Raw genomic sequence first — 26,527 nt, 5'->3', positions numbered from 1 at the left:
CGATTTTGCGCTTTCGCCATGTTCGGAAAATTAAGTGTTTGAGTAGGGTCGTAGCGTAGTGGCTCAGGTGAAATAAACCAGCCTCTGCGATCTTCACGATAAATTCTCCCTTCGGCTTCCAATAACGACAACGCTTCGCGCAACGTAACTCGGGTTGTGTCGAACGACTCCGCCAACTTGCGCTCCGCAGGCAATTTCTGACGCGGTGATAGCATGCCCGCTTCAATCTGTTCAACAATCGAATCTTTAATTTTTACGTACTGCACGAGGTGTCCTTATCTTTTACGCCAAGCCTGAGTGCGACTTTCTAACCACTTCCCCAACGTCATCTGCACGATCTTCGCAATCGCGGCTGCCATCATGATCATCACGGCCATCGCAGCAGCTGCGCCCGTTTGGCCTGCATCGTCCATATTCAGAATCGAGACCGAAGCCGGAATCGTATCAGTTGAGTAAAGGAATACTACCGCAGAAGTGGTGGTCAATGCATTAACAAACAAGTAAGTCGCAATGTCCAAAATCGCAGGTAAACATACAGGTAATGTCACTTTAAAGAACAACTTGTATTGAGGAAGCTTCACCGATGCTGCTGTGGCTTCAATCTCCGATGGCAACTGCTTTAGCGCTGTCAGGGCGGTCATGTGACCCACTGTGTAGTAATGCACTACGGTGTTAATCACCAAGAATGCCATGGTGCCATAAAGTACGTTCAGAGGATTGTTCGCATCGTTGAAGTAAAAGATGTAACCCAAGCCAAGCACCATACCCGGAACCGCCATTGGCACCACGCTAAGCATTTGCATCACCTGACGAATTGGACCAAACGCACGCCCTTTCTCAATGCAGTAAGCGCCGACAAAGATGATGGCTGTACCAATAACTGCCGTCCAACCTGCCAACGTTAGCGAGTTAAAAAATGGACTCCAACCGTAAGTGCTCATTTCAGCAAAGTTGTAGTTGTTTAGCGTCAACGCTTTGTTCCAAGGCCAGAACGTCACTAACGAGCCATACACCGCCATACCCAAAACCGCCAGCACTGCGATAGAAATGATGCTGCAGTAAACCAAACAAATGCTGTCGCGCGCTTTGTTGGGTTCTGGCTGATATGGCACCGAGCGAGTGTCAAATAAGCTCTTTTGCTTTTTCTGTACCCAGCGGTCTGCGCCGAATGCCATTACCGCAGGAAATAGCAGCATAATGCTGGTCACCGCACCCATGGCAAAGTTTTGCTGTCCCACAACTTGCTTGAAGATGTCAGTCGCCAGAACGTTATAGCTGCCACCAATCACTTTCGGCACACCAAAGTCCGTGATAACCAGTGTAAAGACGACGATAAGCGTACTGATCAAACCGTATTTCGCCGCAGGTAACGTCACCATAAAGAAAGTTTTGATTGGTGAGGTTTTAAGTGCGCGGGCTGCTTCATACAAACGGGCATCTGAAGTGCGCAGCGAAGTGGTCAAAATCATCAATGCATGAGGAAAGGTCCAGAAAATCAAACCCATCGAGATACCAATCACGCCGTAAATCGAGCTTCCTAACAGCATCTCTTTGGCAATGCCTTGATTACCGAAAAGGAAGATTAAACTGATCGCTGGTAGCAACGAAGGCGCGAGAATCGGCGCAGTACCTAGGATTTGGAACAAACCTTTAAACGGCATGCATGAACGAGTCAGCGCGTAGGCATAACCAAACGCAAGCACACCGACTACCGAGGTCACAATCACGCCCAAAGTGAAGGTATTACCCACCGACACCCACAAGCTTGAAGAAGAAAAGTACGTCGCAAAGTTTGCCAATCCGACAAATTCGCCATTGGCATTTTGCACACTCTTGGTCAACATTGCCCAAAGCGGCATTAAGATGAACAGCACCATCATGGTCGACAAGCCAGCGAGCAAACCAAACAACACAAGGTTGTCGCGGCTAACACGCCCGAGTAAGGATTTTGCTTTGTCTTGTGTGGTCAGGCTATTCATCGTCATTGTCTTCGCATCCATGTTTACACCTACGCCGCTAGCGCTTTATCAACCGAGGGCACGGCGTAACCATGCAGCCCTTCTTCAGCAAACTGGATGTAACGTACATCGCCCGCCTTGATATTGAGTTTTTGAACCGTTTCCACAGGCACATCCACGACGATGGTTTTCGTTGAGCTGTCGTTTTGCAATACGCAATCAATGCGGAAAAACGCCCCAAGAAACTCGGTTGCGGTAACTCGTACTGGTAAAGAGTTGGTGTAGTTTTCAACGAACTTGATGCTTTCAGGACGCACCGCAAGGTCGAAGCGGTCACCGCGTTGGATCTTACGATTAGTCAAGCTTGGCGCTGGCATCAGGGTTTCTGCAATGCGTACCTGCGAATCCGTTGCGGCTGAGGTTTCAATAAAGTTCATGCTGCCGACAAACTCAGCAACAAAGCGTGTGGCTGGTTGTTGGTAGATTTCTTGAGGTGTGCCAACTTGCTCAATCACACCATGGTTCATTACCACGATACGATCCGCCATTGACAGCGCCTCGTCCTGATCGTGCGTAACCATGATGGTGGTGATGCCCAGCTTACGTTGCAGCTTGCAAATCTCATCACGTAAGTGAACACGTACTTTTGCATCCAGCGCTGACAGCGGCTCATCCAATAACAATAAACCCGGAGACAACGCCAATGCACGAGCCAAAGCAACACGCTGTTGTTGACCGCCAGAAAGTTGATTAGGGAATTTCTCGCCAGAGGTTGGAAGACCAATGGTTTCTAGCCAGTAATCCACCTTCTCTAACGCTTCTTTGGTCGACATACCTTGGTTTTTCAAACCCACCGCAATGTTCTCTTGCACAGTTAGGTTCGGAAACAGCGCATAAGATTGGAATACGATGCCGAAATCGCGCTTCTCTGGTGGTAGGAATGTGGTCTCTTGACCGTTTTGAAAAATCGCACCAGACGTTGGCAAGTCTAAACCTGCAATGGCACGTAGCAGAGTGGTTTTACCGCAGCCAGAAGGACCAAGAAAACAAACAAACTCGCCCTTTTCAATCGCTAGCGAGATCTTCTTTAATGCAGTGAACTGTCCGAATTGCTTCACTACATTTTCGATATTTAGGTAATGTTGGTTAGTTGACATAACACACGCTCCAGATGGTATATACCAACTTTAGTTTTGGAGTATTACGTTCCAATGACAAATTTATAGCCAGAAGATGACAAATAGATGAAGAGAAGCGAAGTTTGTTTACGTGACAATTAGAGATTCCCGACTCACTCCTTCGTCGCTCTCGAGAATGACGTTGTGAGTGTAGATAGAAGCTCCTACTTTCTTAAGTCCGTCATTCCAGCGAACCTAGGTGAGACTAGGAATCTACTTTCAGCAAACTCTGAAATAACAGAGAAAACAAAAAACCCACCTCAACCGAGGTGGATTTCAACATTCAAATCAAAGCAAATTCAATTAAGACTTTGGCTCTGATTTCGCGTCAAACTTCTCAGACCAAGCCGCTAAGATCTCTGCACGCTTGCTGCCCATTTGCGCGAAGTCCATCTTCGCCATGTTCTCTTGAACGTTAGGGAAGTTAGAAACGGTCGCTTTCACGTCTTTATGTGCAACCACTGGATACATTTCTACGTAAAGCTCGTTTGCTGCTTTAGAGATTGACCAGTCGACAACACGTTTCGCTGCATCAGACTCTTTTACTAGACCAACGGCTTCTGATTCCCAGCCGATGCCTTTTGGTGTGATAACCGCTAGTGGTGCGCCTTGTGTTTTCAGCTTCGCGCCGCGGCTTGCCATCGAAATACCGATAGCCACTTCACCCATGCCCGCTTGAACACATGGCTTAGAGCCCGAGTGCGTGTAGTGTGCAATGTTCTTGTCTAAGTCACGCATGTAATTCCATGCCTGATCTTCACCCATGTTTTGTAGCCAAGCAGAAACCTGCATGTAGCCAGTGCCTGAAGACGCTGGGTTCGGCATTGCAATGTGACCTTTGTAAACCGGCTTTGCTAGGTCTTCCCAAGACGTTGGTTTCGGTAGGTTAAGTTGTTTCGCTACCGCTTCGTTGAAACAAACTGCGTTAAAGAACGCATCGTTACCAAACCAAGCTTGGTTTGATTGAGGGTCGTTTAGGTTCGCGTGCAGCTCTTCCAAACCTTTTGGTGTGTAAGGCTTAAGAAGACCTTCATCTTTAAGCAGTGCCATTGACGATCCAGCAAGACCCCAAACCACTTCCGCTTGAGGGTTGTTCTTTTCGGCCAGCAATTTCGCCGTCATGATACCGGTGGAATCGCGAACCCACTTAATCTTGATATCTGGGTTATCTTTCTCAAACGCAGACTTGTATTTAGCAAGAATGTCAGTTTCGAAAGCGGTGTAAACCGTGACTTCCTGTGCTGCCATTGCATTCGTAGCTAGCAGAGAGACAAGTGCAGCCAGCGATCCTTTCATCAAACGGTTTTTCATCATTTTCTCCAGTTAATTTGGCCAAGTTTTAATTTGGTCTGTACCAGTTGACGATATACACCCTACTGAGCCTTTGTGACGAAATCATGACCATTAAATGGCAGTTTTACGAAAATTTGCGATGAATAATCGTTCAATTGATCCACCATTTTCTGGATGTTAAAGTTTTATGAAATTGGACATTCGCCTATTTACTGCCCTTTTCTTCCTCGCTAGAGTTAACTCGAAATTTGGTGTAGACCAATTAGCCTATTCTAATGGAAATCGAGATGAAAAACGAATACCTACTACTGACTCCAGGTCCTCTATCTACTTCTGAAACAGTACGTGAAGCCATGCTAAAAGACTGGTGTACTTGGGATGATGAATACAACAAAGACATTGTAGAAGTGATCCGCACTAAGCTTGTAAAACTGGCGACGGAGCAAGACGGCTACACCAGCGTACTAATGCAAGGTAGCGGCACCGCATCAGTAGAAGCAACGATTGGCAGTGCCATTGGCAAAGATGGAAAATTGTTGGTTGTCGACAACGGTGCTTACGGTGCGCGTATCGCTCAGATCGCTGAATACCTAAATATTCCATGCCATGTAGTTTCCCCAGGCGAAACATCACAGCCACACTTGAACGAGGTGGAAACTGCATTGGCATCGGATCCTGCGATCACACACGTGGCAATTGTTCACTGTGAGACAACCACTGGCATGCTGAACCCAATTGAGGCGTTTGCTTCTGCGGCAAAAGCACACGGTAAAGTGGTGATTCTCGATGCCATGTCGAGCTTTGGTGGCATTCCTATCGATATTGCAGAATTAGGCATCGATTTTATGATCAGCTCTGCAAACAAATGTATTCAAGGCGTACCGGGTTTTGGCTTTGTGATTGCAAAACAAACTGAGCTAGAAAAGTGCCAAGGTCAGGCACGTTCTTTGAGCCTTGACCTTTACGACCAGTGGCACTGCATGGAAGTGAATCACGGCAAATGGCGTTTCACGTCTCCAACGCACACGGTTCGCGCTTTCTATCAAGCATTGTTAGAGCTGGAACAAGAAGGCGGTATTGAGGCTCGTCATCACCGTTACCAAACTAACCAGAAAACACTGGTTGCAGGTATGCGTTCTTTGGGGTTTGAACCGCTACTGAGTGACGATCTTCACTCGCCAATCATCACTTCTTTCTACTCTCCGACGCACAGTGATTACCAGTTCAAAGCGTTCTACACACGTTTAAAAGAGCAAGGTTTTGTGATTTATCCGGGTAAGGTATCGAACGCAGATTGCTTCCGTATCGGCAACATTGGCGAAGTTTACCCAGCTGATATCGAGCGCTTAATCGGTGCAATTGAAAAAGCAATGTACTGGCAAGTTGCGTAAAGCAGCCTTCTGATTGAGAGAGCGTTATGACTCAGAATATCAAACCGACCCATTTCCGCAGCGAAGGCGATGTCAACACGACACCAGCGCGCCAAGCTTGGAACGCATCGATGGACGACGAGCGCACGCAAGCATTACTGAAGCGTGATTCGGAGGTCTTTCTTCATCAAGCCATGTCAACGCCTTGCTTAGATACATTGGAAGCGGCAGAAGGCATCTATATCCAAGATGCTACCGGCAAAAAGTACATGGATTTCCATGGTAATAACGTCCACCAGTTGGGCTATGGTCATCCGCATGTGATTAAACGTGTGCAAGAGCAAATTGCCAAACTGCCGTTTTCACCGCGTCGTTTTACCAACGAGACCGCGATTGAATGTGCCGAAAAACTCACCCAAATCTGTGGCGGCGAATTGAATCGCGTGCTGTTTGCTCCGGGTGGCACATCTGCGGTTGGCATGGCACTTAAACTAGCGCGCCACATCACGGGCAACTACAAGGTGGTGTCTCTGTGGGATTCCTTCCACGGCGCATCGTTGGATGCCATCTCAGTAGGTGGCGAAGCGTGTTTCCGCCAAGGCATGGGACCATTAATGGCAGGTGTTGAACGCATTCCACCAGCAGTGTCTTACCGAGGCGCTTTTCCAGTCGCCGACGGTAGCGATGTGCATTATGCCGACTACCTTGAATACGTGATTGAGAAAGAAGGTGGCGTGGGCGCGTTTATCGCAGAAGCGGTTCGTAATACCGACGTACAAGTGCCGAGTAAAGCCTACTGGAAACGCATCGGCGAAATCTGTGACAAACACAATGTCATGCTGATCATCGACGACATCCCTAACGGTATGGGTCGCAGCGGTGAATGGTTTACCTACCAAGCCTACGACATCGAGCCAGATATGCTCTGCATCGGTAAAGGTTTGGGTGGTGGCTTAGTGCCTATCGCAGCCATGGTAACCAAAGACAAATACAACACCGCCGAGCAAATATCCATGGGTCACTACACTCATGAGAAAAGCCCTATCGGTTGTGCTGCAGCACTGGCAGCCATGGAAGCCATTGAGCAAGACGGCTTGCTAGATAAAGCCAAAGCCGACAGCCAGTTTATGCGTGAAAAGCTGCTAGAGATGAAAGCCAAGTACCCTGTGATTGGCGATGTACGTGGCATCGGCATGTTATGGGGCATTGATTTGGTCACTGACCACGAAAGCAAAGCACGCGCGTATGACGAAGCGGAAGCTGTGTTGTACCAATGCCTCAACAACGGAGTGAGTTTCAAGGTATCGCAAGGTAACGTGATTCAACTCAGCCCACCGCTGATCATCACTCGCGAACAACTGACAGAAGCGTTGGCGATCTTCGAAGAAGCCATCGCCAAAGTGTGTAAAGACTTTAACTACTTCTGACCTCAACAAAACCAATTTATCCAGAGCGCGGTTCCAACGTGTAGGCAAGCGCTCTGGCAAGCAAGAAAAAGGATTGAACATGAGCAACTCACCAATTCAAGCAGTGATCTTTGACTGGGCTGGCACTATCGTCGATTTCGGCTCTTTTGCGCCAACCAGCATCTTTGTGGAAGCATTCAAACAAGGCTTTGATTTTGAAATCGACCTTGAGGAAGCGCGTGAACCAATGGGGCTTGGTAAGTGGGATCACATCCAAGCAGTGGGTCGTATTCCTGCCGTTGATAAGCGTTGGAATGAGAAGTTTGGTCGCTCAATGACCAGCGAAGACATCGACGCTATCTACGCAGCATTCATGCCGCTGCAAAAAGCAAAAGTGGCTGACCACGCAGAGCCAATCCTTAATGCGATTGAAGTTGTGAACGGTCTGAAAGACAAAGGCATCAAGATCGGTTCTTGTTCTGGTTACCCTCGCGAAGTGATGGATGTGCTGATTCCTGTGGCTGCGGATTACGGCTACAAACCGGATTACGTAGTAGCAACGGATGACCTGCCGCAAGGTGGTCGCCCAGCACCATTTATGGCACTGAAAAACGTGATTGAGCTGAATGTTACCGATGTTAATGCGTGTATCAAAGTGGATGACGCCGCACCGGGCATCGATGAAGGTCACAACGCAGGTATGTGGACCGTTGGTTTGCTGCTTTCTGGTAACGAAGCAGGTCTAACGTTTGAAGAATACCAAGCCGCGGACGAAGCAACGCTTGATGCCGCTCGTGAAAAAGCGCGTGCAAAATTGCTCAAGAGCTCGCCGCACTACCTTATCGATACGATCGCTGACTTCCCAGAAGTGGTTGCAGATATCGAACGTCGCCTAGCAGCAGGTGAGCGTCCTTAGTCGACAGTCACTATTCTCACGCATAAAAAACCTCTCAGCATCGAGAGGTTTTTTGTATCACGTATTAGTTTCTAACCAAATGAGGTTAGTTGATCGCAGTACTCGCTCGGCGTTTTAGCTTAAAGCCCATGTCCGTTGCATGTTCTACAGGCTCACCTTTAATGGCTTGCAGTAACTTGTCTGCGGCTTTCGTCCCCATACGTTCGTAATCGAATTCCGCACAGGTCAAACTTGGGTAGGCGTGCTCACCCATAGAAGAGCCTTCCAAACAGATAATCGCAATGTCAGTCGGGACTTTCAGCACTCGGCGATGACACTCAAACAACGCGCCAATCGCAATCTCTTCATGGCTACATACCAGAGCATTCAAACTTGAATCGCGCAGCAATAACTTTGCCAACCCTTCCGCACCTAATTGTGAAGATGGCGCTTCGTGGGTGGTTAAGAAATGGTCCGGTGCAAGGTAGTTCTCAATCATCGCGCTTTGCCAACCGTGTAGCTTACGTTGCAAAGTGGAGTGATCGCCACGCGCACCAATGAAACCCACGTTCTTAAAGCCTTGTTCAATCACGTGTTTGGTGCAGGCTTTGCCCACCTCAAAATGGTCAACACCGATATTGAGATAACTGGCTTTCGAACTTAACTCAGCAATTTCCAATACTGGCGTGTTCGAGGCTTCCAAAAGCTGATTAGTACGTTGGCTGTGTTCATTACCAAACAGCACCACTCCCGCTGGGCGGCTCTCAAGAAATGTCGAAAGCAGTTTCTCTTCTTGTTCTACCGAATAGTCGCTGTAGCCAAGCAGCAACTGATAACCCGCTTTGTTCAACGCTTGTTGAAAGCTCGGTAAGAAAAGCGCGCACGCTTTTTCAAACAAGGAAGGAATGATAAGAGCGATGGAGTAACTTTCAGCAGACGCCAAAGCCCCTGCCGCTTTATTCGGGATATAGCCGAGCTCATCAACCACTTGTTGAATCTTTTCTCTCAGCTTGTCAGATACTAGCTCGGGCGTTCGTAATGCTCGCGACACCGTCATGGTGCCTACGCCGGCTTTTTTAGCGACGTCCGCCAAGGTGACATTGCCAGTACTTCTTCGTTTGCGAGGTTCGCTCATTGTTCTTATTTAGTGTTCTCTATTTTCTGCCGCGACATCTTACCACAGCGTTTTAGTGGTTTTGATATTAGCGCATTAGAAGTCGATCGCAAGCATATGAAACTCGGATGACTGATAAAAATGGTAGCGCTATCACAATTTATGATAGCGCTATCAGATAGCGCTACCATTTGTGATCATTCTCAGGTTTTTCTGACAAATTGATCGATAAAGTACCCATCAACAAAACAACAAACCGGAAAGATCCAATGCTACGTGAACTGATTACCTCTGATGTGATTCGCATCCATTCTGATGCTACTGACTGGAAAGATGCGGTGAGCAAATCCTGTGAAGCACTGATTGAAAATGGCGCGATTGAGCCATGCTACGTGGACGCTATTTACCGCTCACACGAAGAGCTCGGTCCTTACTACGTGGTAGGTCCTGGTATGGCAATGCCACACGCTCGCCCTGAAGATGGCGTTAACCGTTTGTCTCTTGCCATCACGGTGATTCAAAACGGCGTGAACTTCGATTCTGAAGGTAACGATCCAGTAAAAATGCTGGTTACGCTAGCCGCGACAGACAGTAACTCGCACGTGGATGCGATTTCTAAACTGGCAGAGTTGTTTATGAATGAAGAGCATGTAGAAGCCATCTGCACCGCTCAAAACACACAAGATGTTCTCGCGATCATCGAGCAATACTAACTCCTGATGTGCCCTTAAAAAATGGGCATACACCCCTATAAAAAGAAAAGGTCTGAATTATGAAAATTATGGTTGTTTGCGGTCACGGTCTTGGTACTAGCCTAATGATGGAAATGAGCATCAAAGGCATCGTGAAAGAATTGAATGTAAACGCAGAAGTGGATCATATCGATCTAGGTTCTGCAAAAGGTACGGATTGTGACATCTTCATCGGTACTAACGACATCGTTGAACAGTTGAACGCACTTGGCGTTGAACCACGCATCGTTGCGCTTGATAACATGGTCGACAAAGTGGCAATGAAAGAGCGTCTATCTGTGGCACTTCAAGAGCTTGGCGCTCTATAAGGTGGCGTTATGGAATTTTTCAGTTTCTTAATGAACGATGTCCTATCAGAGCCGGCGGTTCTGGTAGGTCTTATCGCCCTAATCGGCTTAATTGCCCAGAAAAAACCGGTCACCGAGTGCATTAAAGGCACGGTAAAAACCATTCTTGGTTTCATCGTGCTTGGTGCGGGTGCGGGTCTGGTTGTGACTTCTCTGGGTGACTTTGCGACGATTTTCCAACACGCGTTCGGCATCACTGGCGTGGTTCCAAACAACGAAGCTATCGTCTCTATCGCGCAAGAAGCGTTTGGTAAAGAGATGGCGATGATCATGTTCTTCGGTATGTTAGTGAACATCTTGATCGCTCGCTTCACGCCATGGAAATTCATCTTCCTAACAGGTCACCACACTCTATTTATGTCGATGATGGTAGCGGCGATCCTTGCTTCTAGCGGCATGAAAGGTGTTCCACTGATCGCGCTTGGCTCTCTGGTTGTGGGCTCTGTGATGGTGTTCTTCCCTGCGATTGCTCACAAGTACATGAAGCAAGTAACAGGTTCTGACGACGTTGCGATTGGTCACTTCTCTACCCTTTCTTACGTACTAGCGGGCTTTATTGGCAGCAAGTTCGGTAACAAAGAACACTCTACTGAAGAGATGAACGTACCTAAGAGCTTGTTGTTCCTACGTGATACGCCTGTAGCAATCTCGTTCACCATGGGCATCATCTTTATGGTGACGTGTATCTTTGCTGGCGGTGACTTTGTACGCGAAGTTAGCGGTGGTAAGCACTGGTTCATGTTCGCGCTAATGCAATCCATCACATTCGCCGGTGGTGTGTACGTTATCCTTCAAGGTGTACGTATGGTTATCGCAGAAATCGTTCCGGCGTTTAAAGGCATCTCAGACAAACTAGTACCAAACGCGAAACCTGCGCTTGATTGTCCGGTTGTATTCCCATACGCACCAAACGCAGTATTGGTTGGTTTCCTATCGAGCTTTGCGGCGGGTCTTTTGGGCATGTTCTTACTTTACGTAATGGGGCTCACTGTGATTATCCCTGGTGTTGTTCCACACTTCTTCGTGGGTGCTGCTGCAGGTGTATTTGGTAACGCTACAGGTGGTCGTCGCGGTGCAATCTTGGGTGCTTTTGCACAAGGTCTACTGATTACTTTCCTACCAGTATTCCTAATGCCAGTACTTGGTGACCTAGGCTTTGCTAACACGACCTTCAGTGACGCAGACTTCGGCGCTGTTGGTATCCTACTGGGTCTGATTGTTCGCTAAATAGTTAGTCTGAATATGACTAGCTGATAACTGACTTGATTGATTCGGGAATAGGCTCATCGGCATCAATCCTAAAGAGTCTCTAGTCATAGCAAGCGACTGGCTTTAAAAGAAACCAGTCATAGAAAGCAATCGTAGAAAGAAAGCAAACGCCCCTCACGTGAGGGGCGTTTTTCTTTTTGGTACTATCTTAGAAAGTTTGGCTTATTGAAGCGTAGTTCCGTTAGATAGCAGCTTTCTTGTCGGCTCTTGCTCGGTGTATTCGACCACATCATGTTCCGCGAGCTTATCGACTTCCGCCAGTTCACCCACCACAACCAACACGTGTTGTTTCACCAGAGCGTCGACCACTTCAATGTTGTGCTGACGAAGAAGCGCTCTCACTTCGCTCTCTTTCCCTTCATGATACTTAACAAAGTAACGTGCAGGTTGCTGCTCGGCTTGATCTTGGCGTTCATCCACGAGAGGAAATCCTTGATTGTTTGCCAAGCTGCTTGAGCTCAGTCCGATTGCAAATAGTGCGGTAGCGCCTACCGCAGACAAAGAAAGTAAGGTCAACTTCTTCATAGTCACTCCTTATTGAAAGGTCAGAGTCCAACTGTTGATGGTGCCTGTGTCTCTTCTGGCATTGTCCACCGCTTTAAGTTCCCATGTACCTTGCGATTCAAAACCAGAAAAATCCGCTTGGAACGTGTTTTTTATATCGTTAGCGCTGCCGCCAGTATTATTGTGAAGTACAACTTCTCCACCAGTCGGTGACGTTAAAGTCACTCGTAGATCACCGATGTAAGTGTGGCTAATATCAACGTCAATACTTACTGTGCCTGAATCACCAGAGCGATCGACTTCTACTGCACTGATTGCGCCAGAAGATTTATTATCTGGAATCGCAACAGGGCTGGTATTTGAGAAGCTAGAGTCCGAAGAGCTACCACCATCAGGTCCATTACAGCCAGCGTCCAAGAACAGCTTCGCCGCTTCAGCATTAACTAGGCCGTGGCCAGTACGGTTGTCTCGACCAGCAACATCAATATCTGTTGCAGTTTTCACTAGGGCATTACGTACTTGCGCTGCTGTACAGGTTGGGTGGTAACTCCACACCAAGCCAGCTACGCCCGTTACGTGCGGTGTCGCCATTGATGTACCATTGTAGTACTCGTAATCTTCACCAGAGGTTGTTGCAACAGTAATTTCCTGACCAACATACCCCAATAGCTCTTGACCAAATGCACGATCAACCGTTACCGAAACCATACGATAAGCGTTGTTTGTGTCTACCAAGAAAGGGTTTTGTAAACCAGGTAGTTCAGAGTTGCTGTACACGATTGCAGCTCGCGCACCCGCATTGTAACAAGCCTGAACCGCATCTACTTCAGGGTAGTTTCCTGAAGACTGGTTGCCGATACGCTCAGTCAAACAAATTTTGCCCGACATATCACCACAGTTAAAGTTACCGCCAGAGACATCACAGCTATCTAGCGTTGCCGTTACTGAACCCGCGATTGGATCCGGAACATACGAAGAACCGTTATTGATCAAACGATTGTGAGGAACAATCCCACGATCAAACTGACTGACACCATTCAAGGTAATATCAGAAAGTTTACCTTCACCTACCGTAACCGTTGATAAGATCGCCACACCCGGGCCTGAGATCTCAACTTGATTAGTAGATTGTGAGAACGCTGCATGATCATTTTGATTATCAACAGCCGCAACAGACATCACTGAGTCATAAGAAGCTGGATAGCTGTGCGCTGTATTGCCATCATTACCCGCAGCGGCGATCAATAGAACGCCTTGATCGTAAATATTTTGCAGTGCATTTTGCTCAGTTCGGCTTGATTGACTACCACCAAGGCTCATGTTCACAACGTTAGCACCATTATCGGCACAGGTCTGGATAGCTTTAACAAGCCCAGATGAGTAACCCCAACCCGATTCGTTAAATACTTTCACGATGTGCAAATTAACATTCTGGTTTGGCATCACACCCTTTACACCTTCGGTGTTGGCAATCGCAGCAATCGTACCCGCGACGTGAGTACCGTGGGCATTGTTGTTACCCGGATCACTCCATGATCCCGTACCACTATCGTTAGTACCAGCAACGCGGTTACCGCTTAGGTCGTTGTGCGAAATGTCGTACCCTGAATCGATAATACATACAGTGCGATTACCCGCATTGAAGTCAGCTAGCAGTTGAGCATTAACCGCTTCATATCCCCATGGGGTCGTTTCGCTGAGCAAATAGCGAGGTGGATCGACTTCCACGTATTCCACATCACTACGATTGCGAAGCGGCTCTAAGTCATCGCCATCCAATTCAACGCTGTAAATGGCGCGATTGCCTAGTTTTTCCACCTTACGTGCCTTCACCTGTTCTAGAACAGACTCCTGCGCGATTCGTGGCCCCCAGAATGAGTTACCACCCATTGAAGAACGGCTGACTGCATCTTCTTTGAATTTGACGATGTACTTCGTCGGTAACTTAGATTCATCAAATCCCATTGGTGGAGCCGCAAACGCTGACATCGAAGTGGTCAGTGCTATTGCTACGGCAGACAACGAAAATAAGCCTTGTTTTTTACTTGTTGTGTAGTGCATTTGCCCTATTCCTTATTTGAGCTAATTTTTATTCACTATATTCTCATGAAAAGTCATCATCATGATGTTTGCATGAGAGCTTCAGCTATAGTTTACAGAGCAAAAATGCCAAACAATTTGTTTCATGAATATACAAATTTGTACAAAAGATCATTCAATAAACACTTTAAGTTAACATTAAAAATCACCAACAAAACCTTATAAAGCAATTACTTAATTAACAAAAAGTGAATGTTAAATTAATGTTAGTGAGTAATTATTCTAAATATCACCCATTTAATCGATTGCTATGCTGAATGGATTTTTTGACCGTGGTGCCAAAACTGAAATATTGAATATTTAGTTGTTGACTGTCTTGAGCATTTACTCAGAATTAGAAGGTTTAGTGAGAAAAATTCTCATCTAAATACTGTTATAGCCGAGCGTATTCACGCATTCGGAACAATAACCATTACAAGAAGAGTGAATGATGAAAAAAACAATCACACTATTAACTGCATTACTTCCGCTTGCCTCCGCCATTGCTGAGGAGCCAACTTTATCACCAGCAATGGTTTCTGCGGCTGAAGTGGTTAGCGCGCAAGAAAATCAAACTTATACGTACGTTCGATGCTGGTATCGTACGAGCCACTCTAAGGACGATGCGGCTACCGATTGGAAATGGGCAAAAAACCAAGATGGTAGTGACTTCACTATCGATGGCTATTGGTGGAGCTCTGTTTCATTTAAAAACATGTTCTACACCAATACCTCACAAAACGTAATTCGTCAGCGTTGTGAAGAAACACTAGATCTAGCGAACGAGAACGCAGACATTACATTTTTTGCTGCCGACAATCGTTATTCTTATAACCACACGATCTGGAGCAATGATGCTGCAATGCAACCAGATCAGATAAACAAAGTAGTGGCTTTAGGCGATAGCTTGTCTGATACAGGCAACATCTTTAACGCGTCCCAATGGCGCTTTCCTAACCCGAATAGCTGGTTCTTGGGTCACTTCTCAAACGGTTTTGTTTGGACGGAATACGTTGCTAAAGCCAAAAACTTACCGCTATACAACTGGGCAGTTGGTGGCGCAGCAGGTGAAAACCAATACATCGCGCTAACTGGTGTCGGCGAACAAGTTTCTTCTTACTTAACCTACACAAAGCTGGCGAAGAACTACAACCCTGCTAACACATTGTTTACGTTAGAGTTTGGTTTAAATGACTTCATGAACTACAACCGTAGCGTGCCGGAAGTAAAAGCGGATTACGCTGAAGCTCTGATTCGTTTAACAGACGCTGGCGCGAAGAACTTCATGTTGATGACACTGCCAGATGCAACCAAAGCACCACAGTTCAAATACTCAACACAGGAAGAAATTGAAACGATTCGTGCGAAAGTATTGAAGATGAACGAGTTCATCAAAGCACAAGCGATGTACTACAAAGCCCAAGGCTACAACATCGCATTGTTTGATACACACGCACTGTTTGAGAAGTTAACCTCGGTACCAGAAGAACACGGTTTCGTAAATGCAAGCGGCCCTTGCTTAGACATCAACCGTTCATCCTCTGTTGACTACATGTACACTCACTCATTACGTTCTGAATGTGCAGCATCTGGCGCAGATAAGTTCGTGTTCTGGGATGTGACTCACCCAACCACAGCAACGCATCGTTATGTGGCTGAAAAAATGTTAGAAAGCAGCAATAACTTAGAAGAGTTTCGCTTTTAATAAGCCGTTGTTGTTCATTGCAAGTTAATCTGCATAAAAATGACCACGATGCTTCGTGGTCATTTTTTATCGATATCGACCCCCGATAATGGGTTTATTTGAGCTCGCTTACTTCAAGCCGTTGATTTAGAGACGTTGACTTTGAGCAGTCTCATTCAGCGTTCTGTTTTGGTACGTTACCGCGGAAGCTGTTCACCATAATAGAGATCAACGTCTTTAAGGTTTCATCATCACTGCGGTATGAGTAGGCTCGTATACCCGTAAACTGAACCTGGAACAACTGAGCAAGAAGCAATGTATCCTGGGCTTCAATTTCGCCATTCTCGATTGCTCGCTCAAACAGCTTTGCAAGAAAAGATTCAAATTGGTTTGCTAAGCTGTTTGTTTGATTGCGCAGCGCATTAAAATCCTCAGCAAATTCACTTGCTGATTTGACTAACATGCACACTTCACTGGGATTGGAGTCTCGCTGATTGATAACCACATCAATCGCGAAAGCTTCTATTGCATCTAGAACCGTTGTGTTCTGAGCTAAATGCAACTCAAACAGGGCTTGTAAGTTCGCAACGTACATTTTTAGCGCTTCACAATATAGCCCCTCTTTTGACCCAAACGTCGCATAAATACTTCCAGGACGCAGATTCACGCTATCTTGTAAATCACGTGTAGATGTTGCATGAAAACCTTTCTTCCAGAATAGATCCGAGGCGGCTTTCACCACTTCGTCACGTTGGAATTTCTTTGTATTCGCCATGAGCAATTATCAATTTTGAACATATGCTCAATTTTATATTGAGCGACCGCTCAAAATCAACTATCCTGTTCTTGCCTAATCCGCTCATATCCAATTACAGGAGATTTAAACATGGCAGAATTTAAACTGTATACCGCAGAAAACGCACCCGAAGGATCAAAGCACCTGATTGAAAATTCAGTCAAAGCGTTTGGCATGCTACCAAATCTTCATGCTGTTATGGCTGAAGCGCCAACCTTGCTTGAGGGTTATCAAGTTGTGCATGAGCTCTTTCAACAAACATCATTTAACGCAGAAGAATTGACCGTCGTATGGCAAACCATCAACGTTGAACATGGTTGTCACTATTGCGTTCCTGCTCATAGTGCGATCGCGGCGTCAATGAAAGTGGATCAGGAGATTGTTGATGCTCTCGTCAACCAAACACCATTGGCAGACGAAAAACTTGAAACACTACGAGAAACAACGCTTCAAATGGTGCGTCAACGTGGTGTAGTGGAAGAGTCTCAGATAGAGAAATTCTTTGCGGCAGGTTACGGACAGCAGCAACTGCTTGAAATTGTACTTGGTCTAGCGCAAAAAGTGATGAGTAACTACACCAATCACCTAGCTGACACCCCGGTTGATGCACCTTTCAAGAAGTTCGCCAAGTAACTTAAGCTTTTATTACTGGTCCCATTCATGGGACCAGTAATACCTTCAAAAAAGGCTTTGTTGCATGGCGCTTCGCTAGTGTGCGCTGACCCCTAATTACAACGGCGCAATGTCGGTTCCTCCTAAAGACTGGTAAAGCGTAACCTGAGTGAGAAACTGGTTGTAACGGTTCTCCAACAAAGAAGCTTGCGCGTTTCTGGTGTCTTCTTGGGCATTCAAATAGTCCATGATCGATGTCGAGCCATACTGATACCGCGCAGCATAAATGGACTCAGCGGCACTTGCGGCATCATATTGCTCTTGTAAACGCGCAGCTTGATACTTCAATTTTTCTCGTGCTGACAAGGCATTTTCGACATCTTGGAAGGCGGCGTACAACACTTGGCGATAGCTCACAATGGCCGATTGATAGTCTAAATCGGCAATGGCTTGGCTGTTTTTCATCTCATTCCACTGCAAAAACGGTAGCGTCATATCCGCACCTAAACTGCCGATCGGGTTGGAAAGCAGATCTTTGAGCGCTTGTGACGATCCACCCAAAGCCCCAGTGAGCGTCAGCTTAGGCAAATAGTCCAAATCTGCTGCGTCTTTATTTGCTAGCGCGGCTTTGACGTCATAAATCGCTGCTTTAATGTCGGGTCTGCGGATCAATAAATCAGACGGAGCACCAACACTCAACGATGGCATATCGCCTTCAGGCAGCATTTGGATGTTTGCACTGATGCTCTTCGGCGGTTGATTGAACAAAATCGCAAAGGCGTTGTTTGCCTCAAGTAAACTCTGTTCAAACTCACTTTGCTGCGCTTGTAAGCTTGCCAACGTACGTTTGGCTTCAAGCACATCTAACTGATCCACAGCGCCAAGTTGGTACTGTTTTTCAATCAATTGTAGCGTTTGAGCTGCGTCTTCCACATTACGCTGACTGAGGTTTAAGCGCTGTTTTAGATAGCCGATTTGCCAATATAACGATGCCGTCGTTGCCACCAAACTTTGTGCGGTCGCCTCGCGATCTTGTTGACTTGCCATCGCCGTCCACTTGGCTTGGTCAACGTCTGCCGAGATTTTTCCCCACAAATCCAACTCGTAATTGACGGACAAGTTAGTGCTGTAGCTATCTGCCGATTCCCCGCTATCAAGAGATTTTTGAACTTGTCCTGATGTGGAAGAACTCAACGTAGGGAAAAGGTCATCTTGCGCTAAACCCAGCTGTAAACGCGCTTTCTTTAGCGTTAGCGTTGCCAGCGTCAAATCGTTGTTTTGAGCCAACACCTGAGTAATGTATTGATTAAGCGTTGGGTCGTTAAACGCCAACCACCAAGGATCCATACTGACATCACCCGCAACATGCATCTGTTGCCAATTTGCAGGCACTTGCACCTCAGGAGCTTGATAGTCGCTACGCATAAGCGAACCACAACCTGACAACCACACTGCGCTTAAGGCAGCCGCGACCAATCGAGTTTTGAATTTCATTGTGTTACTCATTTTTAGTCTCTCGCTAGCGCTTCTATCGGATCGAGTTTGGCGGCATTGCGAGCGGGTAAAAAGCCGAAGGCGATGCCAATCAACGTTGAGCAAATAAACGCCCAGATGATCGAGTTCATCGAGTAAATCATTTGGAAGCCGCTACCAGATGTACTGAATGCAAAACCAATCAAAAACGCCAAGCCAATACCAGCAATGCCACCACACAAACACACTAATACCGCTTCAATCAAAAACTGACGCAAAATATCCGCTTGCCGCGCACCCACAGCCATTCGCACACCGATCTCTTTCGTGCGCTCTGTCACCGACACCAACATGATGTTCATTACACCAATTCCGCCGACAATTAGGGAGATCACCGCAATCGCTGAGATCAGTAACGTCATGGTGGCGGTGGTTTTCTCGATGCTCTGACGAATGGTGTCAGTGTTAATCGTGAAGAAATCTTCTGTACCGTGACGCATTTTTAACAAGTTGATGATGCTCTGTTCTACCGCTGCGCTTGGGGCGTTCTCATCAATCCGTACAGTAATGCCGTTGAGGTAGCGTTGTCCCATCATTCGTCCCGACATGGTGGTGTATGGCACCCAAATTTTCAGCGCGTCGCTGTTGCCAAACGCGTCTTCTTTTTTCTGCGTGACACCCACAATACGCACTGGCAATGAACCTAGAAAAATCACTTCACCAATCGGATTTCTATCCGCAAACATTTCCTTTCTAGTGTTGTCATCAATCACTGCTTCTTGCGCGAGTGAGTTCACGCTCTCTTCATCCCAAAACTGACCTTTGGCGATCTCATAACCGCGCACACGGAAATAATCTTCCCCAACCCCTTCCACAGACGCGGTTGCATCCTGATTGGCGTAACGCACGGTTAAACTGTTGGATAAAGACGGCGTGACACTGTCGACAAAAGGTAGACTCTCCAACGATTTAGCATCGTCGGCGGTTAGCGTTTTCACTCGTCCGGAGCGGCGGTCACCAAACCCTTTGCCCGGCCTGACATCAATGGTGTTTGTTCCCATGGATGAAATATTCGACAAAATTTGCTGTTGTGAACCATTACCTAGTGCCACCACGGAAACCACCGAGGCTATACCAATAATGATGCCGAGCATGGTCAAAAACGTGCGCATTCTGTGGCTAGACATCGCCAGCAGCGCCATTTTGAGCGCGTCAATAAAACTGTCCCACTTCCACCACTTACTGGCGGCTTGCGCTGGGCGATGAAAAGACGCGCTCGGTGTATTTGCTGCTTGTTCATTGATTACAACTTGTGCATTTGGCGTATCTGCAATGATTTCACCATCTTTGATTTCAATGATGCGATCCGCAAAGTTCGCCACGTTCATATCATGAGTCACTAAGATGATCGTATGCCCAAGTTGATGCAACTCTTTAAGCAGTGCCATCATCTCTTGCCCACTGTGACTATCTAATGCGCCAGTGGGCTCATCAGCGAGAATCACCTCACCACCGTTCATCAGTGCACGAGCAACACTCACGCGCTGTTGCTGGCCACCACTCAGTTGGCTGGGCTTGTGGGTCAAACGATCTTCCAGCCCTAAGCGTGCCAATAACGACTGCGCTCGCTCCGTTCTTTGACGATGAGGAACTCCCGCGTAAACCGCTGGTACTTCCACATTTGCCACCGCGGTTAAATCCCCCAGCAGATGGTAACGCTGAAATATAAAGCCAAAATACTCGCGGCGCAGTTCCGCCAGTTGGTCGGATTCCAACGTCGAGACATCTTGCCCATTAATGAAGTATCGACCGCTGGACGGTTTATCCAAGCAGCCGAGCACATTCATCAGCGTCGATTTACCTGAGCCCGATGCACCCACGATCGCGACCATTTCACCGCGTTTTATCTCTAAATTAATGTGGTTCAACACAGTAAGCGACTCGTCGCCAGAGACAAAACGCCGAGTTAAATCCTCAACTTTTAAAAGCACGTCACTCATCTTAGAACCTCATTGGAGATCGACGACGATCACCTCGGCTTGATGATTCTCCGTCCATAGCATTGCCAAGAACAACTTGGTCGCCCTCCTTCAAACCTGAGAGAATTTCTGCGTTCACTTTGTTGTTAATACCCACTGTCACGGGCTTTTCCACCACTTGGCCCTGTTCAAGCACTGGCACGGTATAGTTGCCTTTGCCGCCAGATTTTTGCAGCACTTGTGAAGGGACAATCAAGGTATTTTCCGATTGCTCAAGGACAATCGAAACTTGCGCAGTCATGCCGATGCGCAAAATACCTTGCGGGTTCTTCACATCAAATACAGCGTTGTAGTAAATGGCGTCGCTATCTGAAATGCTCAAATCGCTGTCATCGCCATCCATGATGGTTGGCCCCGGCTCAATGGCGCGCAGTGTGCCTTTAAACTGCTGATTCGGTTTGCCTAAAATGGTGAACAGCGCCATTTGGCCTGGGTGAACAAAAATCACATCGGCTTCCGAAATTTCGGCTTTCACCGTCATCGTATCTAGCTTGGCTAACTCGATAATAGTTGGCGTGGTTTGATTGGCGTTTACGGTTTGTCCTTCTTCCACCGCGGTGTAGACCACCGTGCCATCCATCGGTGCGTTGATGGTGGTGTAACCGAGATCTAACTGCGCATTGTCGACGTTGATTTTGGCTTTCTCGATTTCGGCATCCAGTTGCGCTAACTCGGCTTTGTAGATGGCGAGCGTCGCTTCGGCATTCTCGTAATCAGCTCGTGAGCTCGCTTTCGCTGCCAACATGCCTTTTTGGCGCACGTATTCATAGTTTGCTTGTTTAATCTGCGCTTGCTTAGCCTGGTACTGAGCGTTGAGACTATTAAGAGACGCTTGGGCTTCTTTGAGGCTGTTTTGCTGAGTCAGGCTGTCAATCTGTGCAATCAAGTCCCCCTGTTTTATCTCATCCCCTAAGTTCACAGCGAGGCGTTGAATTTGCCCAGATACTTGCGCACCTACATTCACCAATTTGGACGCTTGCAACATGCCGTTAGCTAATACCGCCTTTTCGATATTGCCTTTGCGAACGACTTCTGTCGCGTAAGGAGAAATGGGTTCTGGACGTTGCAGATAATGATAACCACCAGCACCAATAGCAAGTAGGCCACACAAAACGAGCCATTTTTTATTGAGTTTCATAGCAGGAGTGAAGTAAATAATCGTTTTGATTTTATACTGCTATTTGTCTTAGCCGTACAGGGTACGAGACGTAAAGATAGGTAAATTAACGTCAAGAAACTGAATGAATAACTTCACTAACGTGAAAAATCAGAGATATTATAGTCACTTCAAAACTTTATTATTCAATACGTATAGCAAAGACCATTTCTAATATAGAAATTCAAGTTATAAGTATTATAAACAAAACTTTTAAATACCAACAAACCAGTAAAAATCTTAACTTATTCAATATGCAATCCATTAAAATTTCATTATGGCCATTTTTAATTATTGAATTTCAAGAGGAGTTAAGTGGCAAGTTAAATAAAAAATACCCACATAACACAGGTAAGACCGAGAGGGGTGTGTCATGTGGGTTTAAAACGATAGTTCTCTTGCTGATTCGAACTACCAACGTTGGGATGCAATGGAAATACAAATGACTCAGAGTTTCCATCACGGACACTTTATCGCTGGATTTCCCTCTATTTGTTAGGGAACAGTCAGCACAATAAAAATAGAGAAGTAATACTGCAAAAATAAAAATAGAGGTTCAGGGTTTAATTTACACTTAAAATAACTACTATATTCACGCCATGAAGCATTAATAAATTCAACAATAAATATTTATTAAGTTAAATTTACTTATTGTCAGCACACTGTTAGTTTTACTCCCAAATACACTGGTCAGATTTGTTTATTTTACTAATTTTAGTTGCAATACAACTTCTAATTAATTCATGAGAAAAACATGCAGCGACAATTAACTCTTTCACCGATTTATTTATTAATCGGGTTAGCCTCCTCGACGGCGTATGCCGGTGGTTTTCAAATTAACGAACATTCGGCGACGGGTCTTGGTCGTGCTTTTGCTGGTGATGCCGTCATTGGTGATAATGCGTCTATAGTCAGCCGAAACGCCGCAGCGATGACGCTGTTTAAACAAAATGCCTTATCGTTCGGTGTCACTTACGTCAAACCTGACGTTACCGTTAAAAATGCGCAATATCATCGAGCTAACATTAATGCAGATGTCAATGTTGGTATGGGCGGTTTTCCTCCGTCCCCTCAAGTTGACATTACCCCGTCCTTCTCTCAAACCGTGACCGACATTGATGACGTCGATGGCGTTGGTCAACCAGCCGTTGTACCCAATTTTTACTTTATTCACCCTATCAACGACGACTGGTATCTAGGCTTATCGGCATATTCCAACTTCGGAACCGACATGGAGTTTAAACCAAACTATGGCGCACCTGTTTTTGGCGGTGTCACCAGCGTAGCGAGTGTCAACCTTGGCGCAAGCTTGGCATACAAGGTGAACGACCGTTTTAGTATCGGTGGTGGTATTGATGTGATTTACGGCTCTGGTGAGCTGTACCGCGATATGGACGTGGGTGTTTGCGTTGGTGGGAACATACTTGGAAACGAACTAGAACAACGCTGTGGATCCGTAAAAGGCAACGCACTTGATGTGGAAGCTGGCGGCATTGGGCTTGGCGCGAACATTGGCATGATGTACGAGTTTAACGAACGTCATCGCTTAGGTTTAAGCTACAAGCACAGCCCTAACATAGATGCCAAGGGCGACATCCACTTTGCTGGCGAATCGTACGACTCGCTTGCTATGCCGCTACCGGATATTGCGGAGTTTTCCGGTTATCACCGCGTCTTACCTAAATTTGCCCTGCACTATTCTGTGCAGTGGATTGGTTGGTCAGCATTTGACAGCTTGAAAGCTGATGATCAGTTGCTAAAAGATTTTCAGTGGCAAGACTCCGCGCACTACTCCATCGGTGCGACTTGGTACGCCAATGAACGTTGGACACTTCGCACGGGTTACATGTTCGACAAAACACCTGTCGATGAGCTGACTTCGCTTTCTATTCCAGGTTCGAACCGTCACTGGTTATCTGCGGGCGCATCTTACCAATGGTCATCAGATACCACGGTTGACATCGGCATGACGTACTTGATTGGTGAAGATGTCAACGTAGAAGAGTACGCGTATGAAGGTGTTCCTGCACCTATGGTGACGGGCGTGACCCATTCAAATGCGTTCCTAATTGGTGCCCAACTCAGCCACCGTTTCTAATTTGTCAGGCAGTGATCAAACCTCTAGGTCATTGCCTTGTAACAACGCTTATCGAAGCGACCGAACAGAGACATTATTATGAACAAAACACTACTTTCTTTTTCACTCTCACTTCTCACTCTAAGCGCAGCTCAGGCTTCGGAATGGGGCTATGGCAATGACAAACACGGGCCAGAGCACTGGGGAAAAATCGCCAAAGACTGCGCAACCACGAAAAACCAAAGCCCAATCAACATCGACAACCCAGCCGATGCAAAACTGGAAGCACTGAACCTTTCGTACACTGGTCAGGTCATTGGTTTAACCAACAATGGTCATACGCTGCAAGCGCAAGTGAACGGACGTAACAGCTTCACCATCGATGGCGAGACGTTCGAGCTGCAACAGTTCCATTTCCACACACCATCAGAAAACCAAATCAAAGGCCGCCAATATCCACTTGAAGCGCACTTTGTACACGCCAACGCAGACGGCGAGTTGGCGGTAATTTCGGTGATGTTTGATGCTGGCGATCAAAACGCAGCACTGTCTAAACTGATCAACGCAATCCCACAAGAGAATCAAACCACGTTCTTTAAAGATACGTTTGAGATTAACGACTTACTGCCAAAAACTGCAAACCACTATCGATTTAACGGCTCTTTAACCACACCGCCATGTTCAGAAGGTGTGCGCTGGTTTGTGCTTAAAGACACTCAAACCTTATCCAAAGATCAAGCCGCGAAACTGATGGAAGTCATGGGACAAAACAATCGTCCGCTGCAACCGCTAAATGCGCGCGTTGTACTTTCTAACTAAACGCCACATCCGATAAGGGGCATCGTATTTGCCCCTTATTTTGATTCGCTCTAACCTCACTTCGTTACAGGAACCCCCAATGAAAACTCCATCTGTTCTGTCACTCTTACTCGCACTCGCCCCGACATTCGCCTTCTCTCATAACCTTTCTGTCGGTCAAACCACCCCTTCCGTCAGCATTGATACCTATGGCGAAATGACGCTGCAAGGAGACGATGTGGCTTATCAACCTTGGGCAACTCAGCAGATGTTAGGCAAAGTCCGTGTGATACAAGCCATTGCAGGTCGTAGTAAAGCCAAAGAGATGAACGCGCCGCTGATGTCAGCAATCACTGCCGCTCACTTTCCTGAAGATCAGTATCAGACCACAACCGTGATCAACCAAGAAGACGCCATTTGGGGAGCCGGTACATTTGTTAAATCGTCGGCAGAGGACAGCAAAAAGACATTCTCTTGGTCTTCCATGGTGTTAGACAAAAATGGCGTATTAGCAACAACTTGGGATCTACAGCAAGAAAGTTCTGCGATTATCGTACAAAATAAACAAGGCGAAATTTTATTCGTCAAAGAAGGGGCTTTAACTCAAGACGAAGTCACACACGTCATCGAACTGATTAAACAGAATATCTAAACCTAAGGTAAGGAAAAGCTATGAAACTGTTCAACACCATCGCACTCTGTCTTTTAGCGGCTGTAGCTTCTTTCCAATCGGTTGCAGGAGACAACAATTGGGATAAGATTGCAGATAAGACCGTCAGTTTTAAATCGGAAACCGACACAGTCAATCCACTGTCCCCATTTGCTAACGCTCGTTTTAGCCACATCAAAATCAAATGTACGCAAGGTACGGTCGATCTGAAAAGCGTTAAAGTAATCATGAAAGATGGTCAGGAAAAGACGTTCGACAGTTTAGGTGTTCTGACTAAAGGCATGTCATCAAGAAGTTTAAGCCTACCAACAAAAGATAACGCGAAGTTAGACAAAATCGAGTTGAACTATGAATCGGTTGGCAGCACTGCGCTGCAAGTCGCGGGGGTGACCAAAAAAGCGCAAGTGGAAATCTTAGGTAAGAAAATCGACGAGTAAGCAATGGCTCAACGAGCTCACCCAAACTAAAAACAGCGGCACTAGGCCGCTGTTTTCACTAAAAAATCGTCATGGATAACTAAATGAATTTCTTCAGCTTCGCCAAACCATAAGCGGCGATGGTGACACAATCTTTGATCGTGCCGTCGATCATCATCTGTTCGAACTCCTCAACAGAAAAAGCGCGAGTGATCAAATCCTCTTCTTCACTGTCGAGTTGATTGCCCACGTCCGTTAAATCAGTGGCGAAGTAGACGTGACATGTCTGATTCAAAAAGCCGTATGCGATAAACTGCGCGCCGACATACGCCATAGCGCTCGCCTGCATGCCCGTTTCTTCACGCAGCTCGCCTTTGGCAAGCTCAAGATGATCCGCATCTGGGTTTGATTCCCACGCCCCTTGTGGGATCTCCCAACAACGTTGACCTACGGTGTAACGGTACTGCTGAACCAAGTGAATCATCCCGTTATCGATAGCCAGAATCGCAGCACAATCAGGTTTGTCGACCACACCATAGATGCCCTCTGCGCCGCTCGGACGTAAAATTTTGTCCTCACGCACCGTCATCCACTTATTCTGGTAAACGACTTTGCTGTCTAGCTGTTTGATATCTGACATG

The 26,527-nt window shown here is 46.6% G+C and carries 24 protein-coding genes; 12 read left to right on the top strand and 12 right to left on the bottom strand.

The window, feature by feature from the left end; all coding sequences use genetic code 11:
- The 4 genes from R8O70_RS21285 to R8O70_RS21270 all read right to left on the bottom strand — a co-directional run.
- On the bottom strand, positions 1–266 hold a 266-nt coding region (locus tag R8O70_RS21285; protein WP_318184352.1), incomplete at its 3' end, for a GntR family transcriptional regulator.
- Positions 267–275: 9 nt separating this feature from the next.
- On the bottom strand, positions 276–2,000 hold the full coding sequence (locus R8O70_RS21280) for a putative 2-aminoethylphosphonate ABC transporter permease subunit (RefSeq protein WP_318184351.1): 1,725 nt from the start codon (positions 1,998–2,000) through the stop codon (positions 276–278).
- Between the two features lie 8 nt (positions 2,001–2,008).
- Positions 2,009–3,115 carry a putative 2-aminoethylphosphonate ABC transporter ATP-binding protein gene (locus R8O70_RS21275; RefSeq protein ID WP_009705055.1) on the bottom strand — a complete coding sequence of 369 codons (1,107 nt, stop codon included), beginning with the start codon at positions 3,113–3,115 and terminating at the stop codon, positions 2,009–2,011.
- 324 nt (positions 3,116–3,439) lie between these two features.
- On the bottom strand, positions 3,440–4,450 hold the full coding sequence (locus tag R8O70_RS21270; RefSeq protein WP_318184349.1) for a putative 2-aminoethylphosphonate ABC transporter substrate-binding protein: 1,011 nt from the start codon (positions 4,448–4,450) through the stop codon (positions 3,440–3,442).
- A 266-nt stretch (positions 4,451–4,716) separates the two neighbouring features.
- Between R8O70_RS21270 and phnW the strand changes: the two genes are divergently transcribed.
- The 3 genes from phnW (at position 4,717) to phnX (ending at position 8,121) form a co-directional block, all read left to right on the top strand.
- Positions 4,717–5,820, top strand: a complete 1,104-nt coding sequence (gene phnW, locus R8O70_RS21265; RefSeq protein WP_064376693.1) for a 2-aminoethylphosphonate--pyruvate transaminase — start codon at positions 4,717–4,719, stop codon at positions 5,818–5,820.
- A 26-nt stretch (positions 5,821–5,846) separates the two neighbouring features.
- Positions 5,847–7,226: an aspartate aminotransferase family protein gene (locus tag R8O70_RS21260; protein ID WP_318184348.1), complete on the top strand. Its 1,380-nt coding sequence runs from the start codon at positions 5,847–5,849 to the stop codon at positions 7,224–7,226.
- 79 nt (positions 7,227–7,305) lie between these two features.
- Entirely contained in the window at positions 7,306–8,121 is an 816-nt protein-coding gene (gene phnX / locus R8O70_RS21255) for a phosphonoacetaldehyde hydrolase (RefSeq protein WP_042523361.1), read from the top strand.
- An 85-nt stretch (positions 8,122–8,206) separates the two neighbouring features.
- Here phnX and R8O70_RS21250 read toward each other — a convergent pair whose 3' ends face one another.
- Positions 8,207–9,235, bottom strand: a complete 1,029-nt coding sequence (locus R8O70_RS21250) for a LacI family DNA-binding transcriptional regulator (protein WP_005442357.1) — start codon at positions 9,233–9,235, stop codon at positions 8,207–8,209.
- A gap of 248 nt (positions 9,236–9,483) precedes the next feature.
- Here R8O70_RS21250 and R8O70_RS21245 point away from each other — a divergent pair, with 248 nt between their 5' ends.
- The 3 genes from R8O70_RS21245 to R8O70_RS21235 are packed head-to-tail and all read left to right on the top strand — an operon-like array spanning position 9,484 to position 11,540.
- On the top strand, positions 9,484–9,927 hold the full coding sequence (locus R8O70_RS21245; protein ID WP_318184347.1) for a PTS sugar transporter subunit IIA: 444 nt from the start codon (positions 9,484–9,486) through the stop codon (positions 9,925–9,927).
- 59 nt (positions 9,928–9,986) lie between these two features.
- A complete protein-coding gene (locus R8O70_RS21240) occupies positions 9,987–10,274 on the top strand; it encodes a PTS sugar transporter subunit IIB (protein ID WP_005374080.1) in 288 nt (95 codons plus the stop codon).
- A 9-nt stretch (positions 10,275–10,283) separates the two neighbouring features.
- A complete protein-coding gene (locus R8O70_RS21235; RefSeq protein WP_005384349.1) occupies positions 10,284–11,540 on the top strand; it encodes a PTS ascorbate transporter subunit IIC in 1,257 nt (418 codons plus the stop codon).
- Positions 11,541–11,744: 204 nt separating this feature from the next.
- Here the strand turns inward: R8O70_RS21235 and R8O70_RS21230 are convergent, their stop codons facing one another.
- Positions 11,745–12,107, bottom strand: a complete 363-nt coding sequence (locus R8O70_RS21230; RefSeq protein ID WP_258624682.1) for an ATPase — start codon at positions 12,105–12,107, stop codon at positions 11,745–11,747.
- Positions 12,108–12,116: 9 nt separating this feature from the next.
- Complete coding sequence (locus R8O70_RS21225) at positions 12,117–14,147, bottom strand: S8 family serine peptidase (RefSeq protein ID WP_005374094.1); 2,031 nt, start codon at positions 14,145–14,147, stop codon at positions 12,117–12,119.
- Between the two features lie 466 nt (positions 14,148–14,613).
- Here R8O70_RS21225 and R8O70_RS21220 point away from each other — a divergent pair, with 466 nt between their 5' ends.
- On the top strand, positions 14,614–15,870 hold the full coding sequence (locus tag R8O70_RS21220) for an SGNH/GDSL hydrolase family protein (protein WP_318184346.1): 1,257 nt from the start codon (positions 14,614–14,616) through the stop codon (positions 15,868–15,870).
- Between the two features lie 151 nt (positions 15,871–16,021).
- Here the strand turns inward: R8O70_RS21220 and R8O70_RS21215 are convergent, their stop codons facing one another.
- Positions 16,022–16,624, bottom strand: coding sequence for a TetR/AcrR family transcriptional regulator (locus R8O70_RS21215; RefSeq protein ID WP_005384344.1), 603 nt, complete (start codon positions 16,622–16,624; stop codon positions 16,022–16,024).
- Between the two features lie 111 nt (positions 16,625–16,735).
- On the opposite strand from R8O70_RS21215, the gene R8O70_RS21210 reads away from it, so the two are divergent.
- Entirely contained in the window at positions 16,736–17,278 is a 543-nt protein-coding gene (locus tag R8O70_RS21210; RefSeq protein ID WP_005374097.1) for a carboxymuconolactone decarboxylase family protein, read from the top strand.
- A gap of 96 nt (positions 17,279–17,374) precedes the next feature.
- Here the strand turns inward: R8O70_RS21210 and R8O70_RS21205 are convergent, their stop codons facing one another.
- Genes R8O70_RS21205 through R8O70_RS21195 form a run of 3 tightly spaced genes read right to left on the bottom strand, consistent with a single transcriptional unit; the run spans position 17,375 to position 21,907 of the window.
- On the bottom strand, positions 17,375–18,751 hold the full coding sequence (locus tag R8O70_RS21205) for an efflux transporter outer membrane subunit (protein ID WP_005374098.1): 1,377 nt from the start codon (positions 18,749–18,751) through the stop codon (positions 17,375–17,377).
- 14 nt (positions 18,752–18,765) lie between these two features.
- Positions 18,766–20,730, bottom strand: coding sequence for a MacB family efflux pump subunit (locus R8O70_RS21200; RefSeq protein WP_140348891.1), 1,965 nt, complete (start codon positions 20,728–20,730; stop codon positions 18,766–18,768).
- Between the two features lies 1 nt (position 20,731).
- Positions 20,732–21,907 carry an efflux RND transporter periplasmic adaptor subunit gene (locus R8O70_RS21195; protein ID WP_053349367.1) on the bottom strand — a complete coding sequence of 392 codons (1,176 nt, stop codon included), beginning with the start codon at positions 21,905–21,907 and terminating at the stop codon, positions 20,732–20,734.
- Positions 21,908–22,679: 772 nt separating this feature from the next.
- On the opposite strand from R8O70_RS21195, the gene R8O70_RS21190 reads away from it, so the two are divergent.
- From R8O70_RS21190 to R8O70_RS21175, 4 genes are all read left to right on the top strand, one after another.
- Entirely contained in the window at positions 22,680–24,023 is a 1,344-nt protein-coding gene (locus tag R8O70_RS21190) for an OmpP1/FadL family transporter (RefSeq protein WP_318184345.1), read from the top strand.
- A 78-nt stretch (positions 24,024–24,101) separates the two neighbouring features.
- Complete coding sequence (locus R8O70_RS21185; RefSeq protein WP_225455343.1) at positions 24,102–24,821, top strand: carbonic anhydrase; 720 nt, start codon at positions 24,102–24,104, stop codon at positions 24,819–24,821.
- Between the two features lie 79 nt (positions 24,822–24,900).
- Positions 24,901–25,452 (top strand): YtfJ family protein, encoded by a 552-nt coding sequence (locus R8O70_RS21180; protein WP_213866856.1) that lies wholly within the window; start codon positions 24,901–24,903, stop codon positions 25,450–25,452.
- A gap of 20 nt (positions 25,453–25,472) precedes the next feature.
- Positions 25,473–25,907, top strand: a complete 435-nt coding sequence (locus R8O70_RS21175; protein ID WP_213866855.1) for a hypothetical protein — start codon at positions 25,473–25,475, stop codon at positions 25,905–25,907.
- A 79-nt stretch (positions 25,908–25,986) separates the two neighbouring features.
- On the opposite strand, the gene R8O70_RS21170 is transcribed toward R8O70_RS21175, so the two are convergent.
- Entirely contained in the window at positions 25,987–26,526 is a 540-nt protein-coding gene (locus R8O70_RS21170) for an NUDIX domain-containing protein (RefSeq protein ID WP_017635078.1), read from the bottom strand.
- Between the last annotated feature and the right edge of the window lies 1 nt (position 26,527).

Origin of the sequence: Vibrio sp. 779(2023) (assembly GCF_033344285.1) — a bacterium.
Taxonomy (GTDB): Bacteria; Pseudomonadota; Gammaproteobacteria; order Enterobacterales; family Vibrionaceae; genus Vibrio; species Vibrio alginolyticus.
Note: the sequence above shows the minus strand (reverse complement) of the source record. Positions and strands in the feature narration are given on the sequence as shown.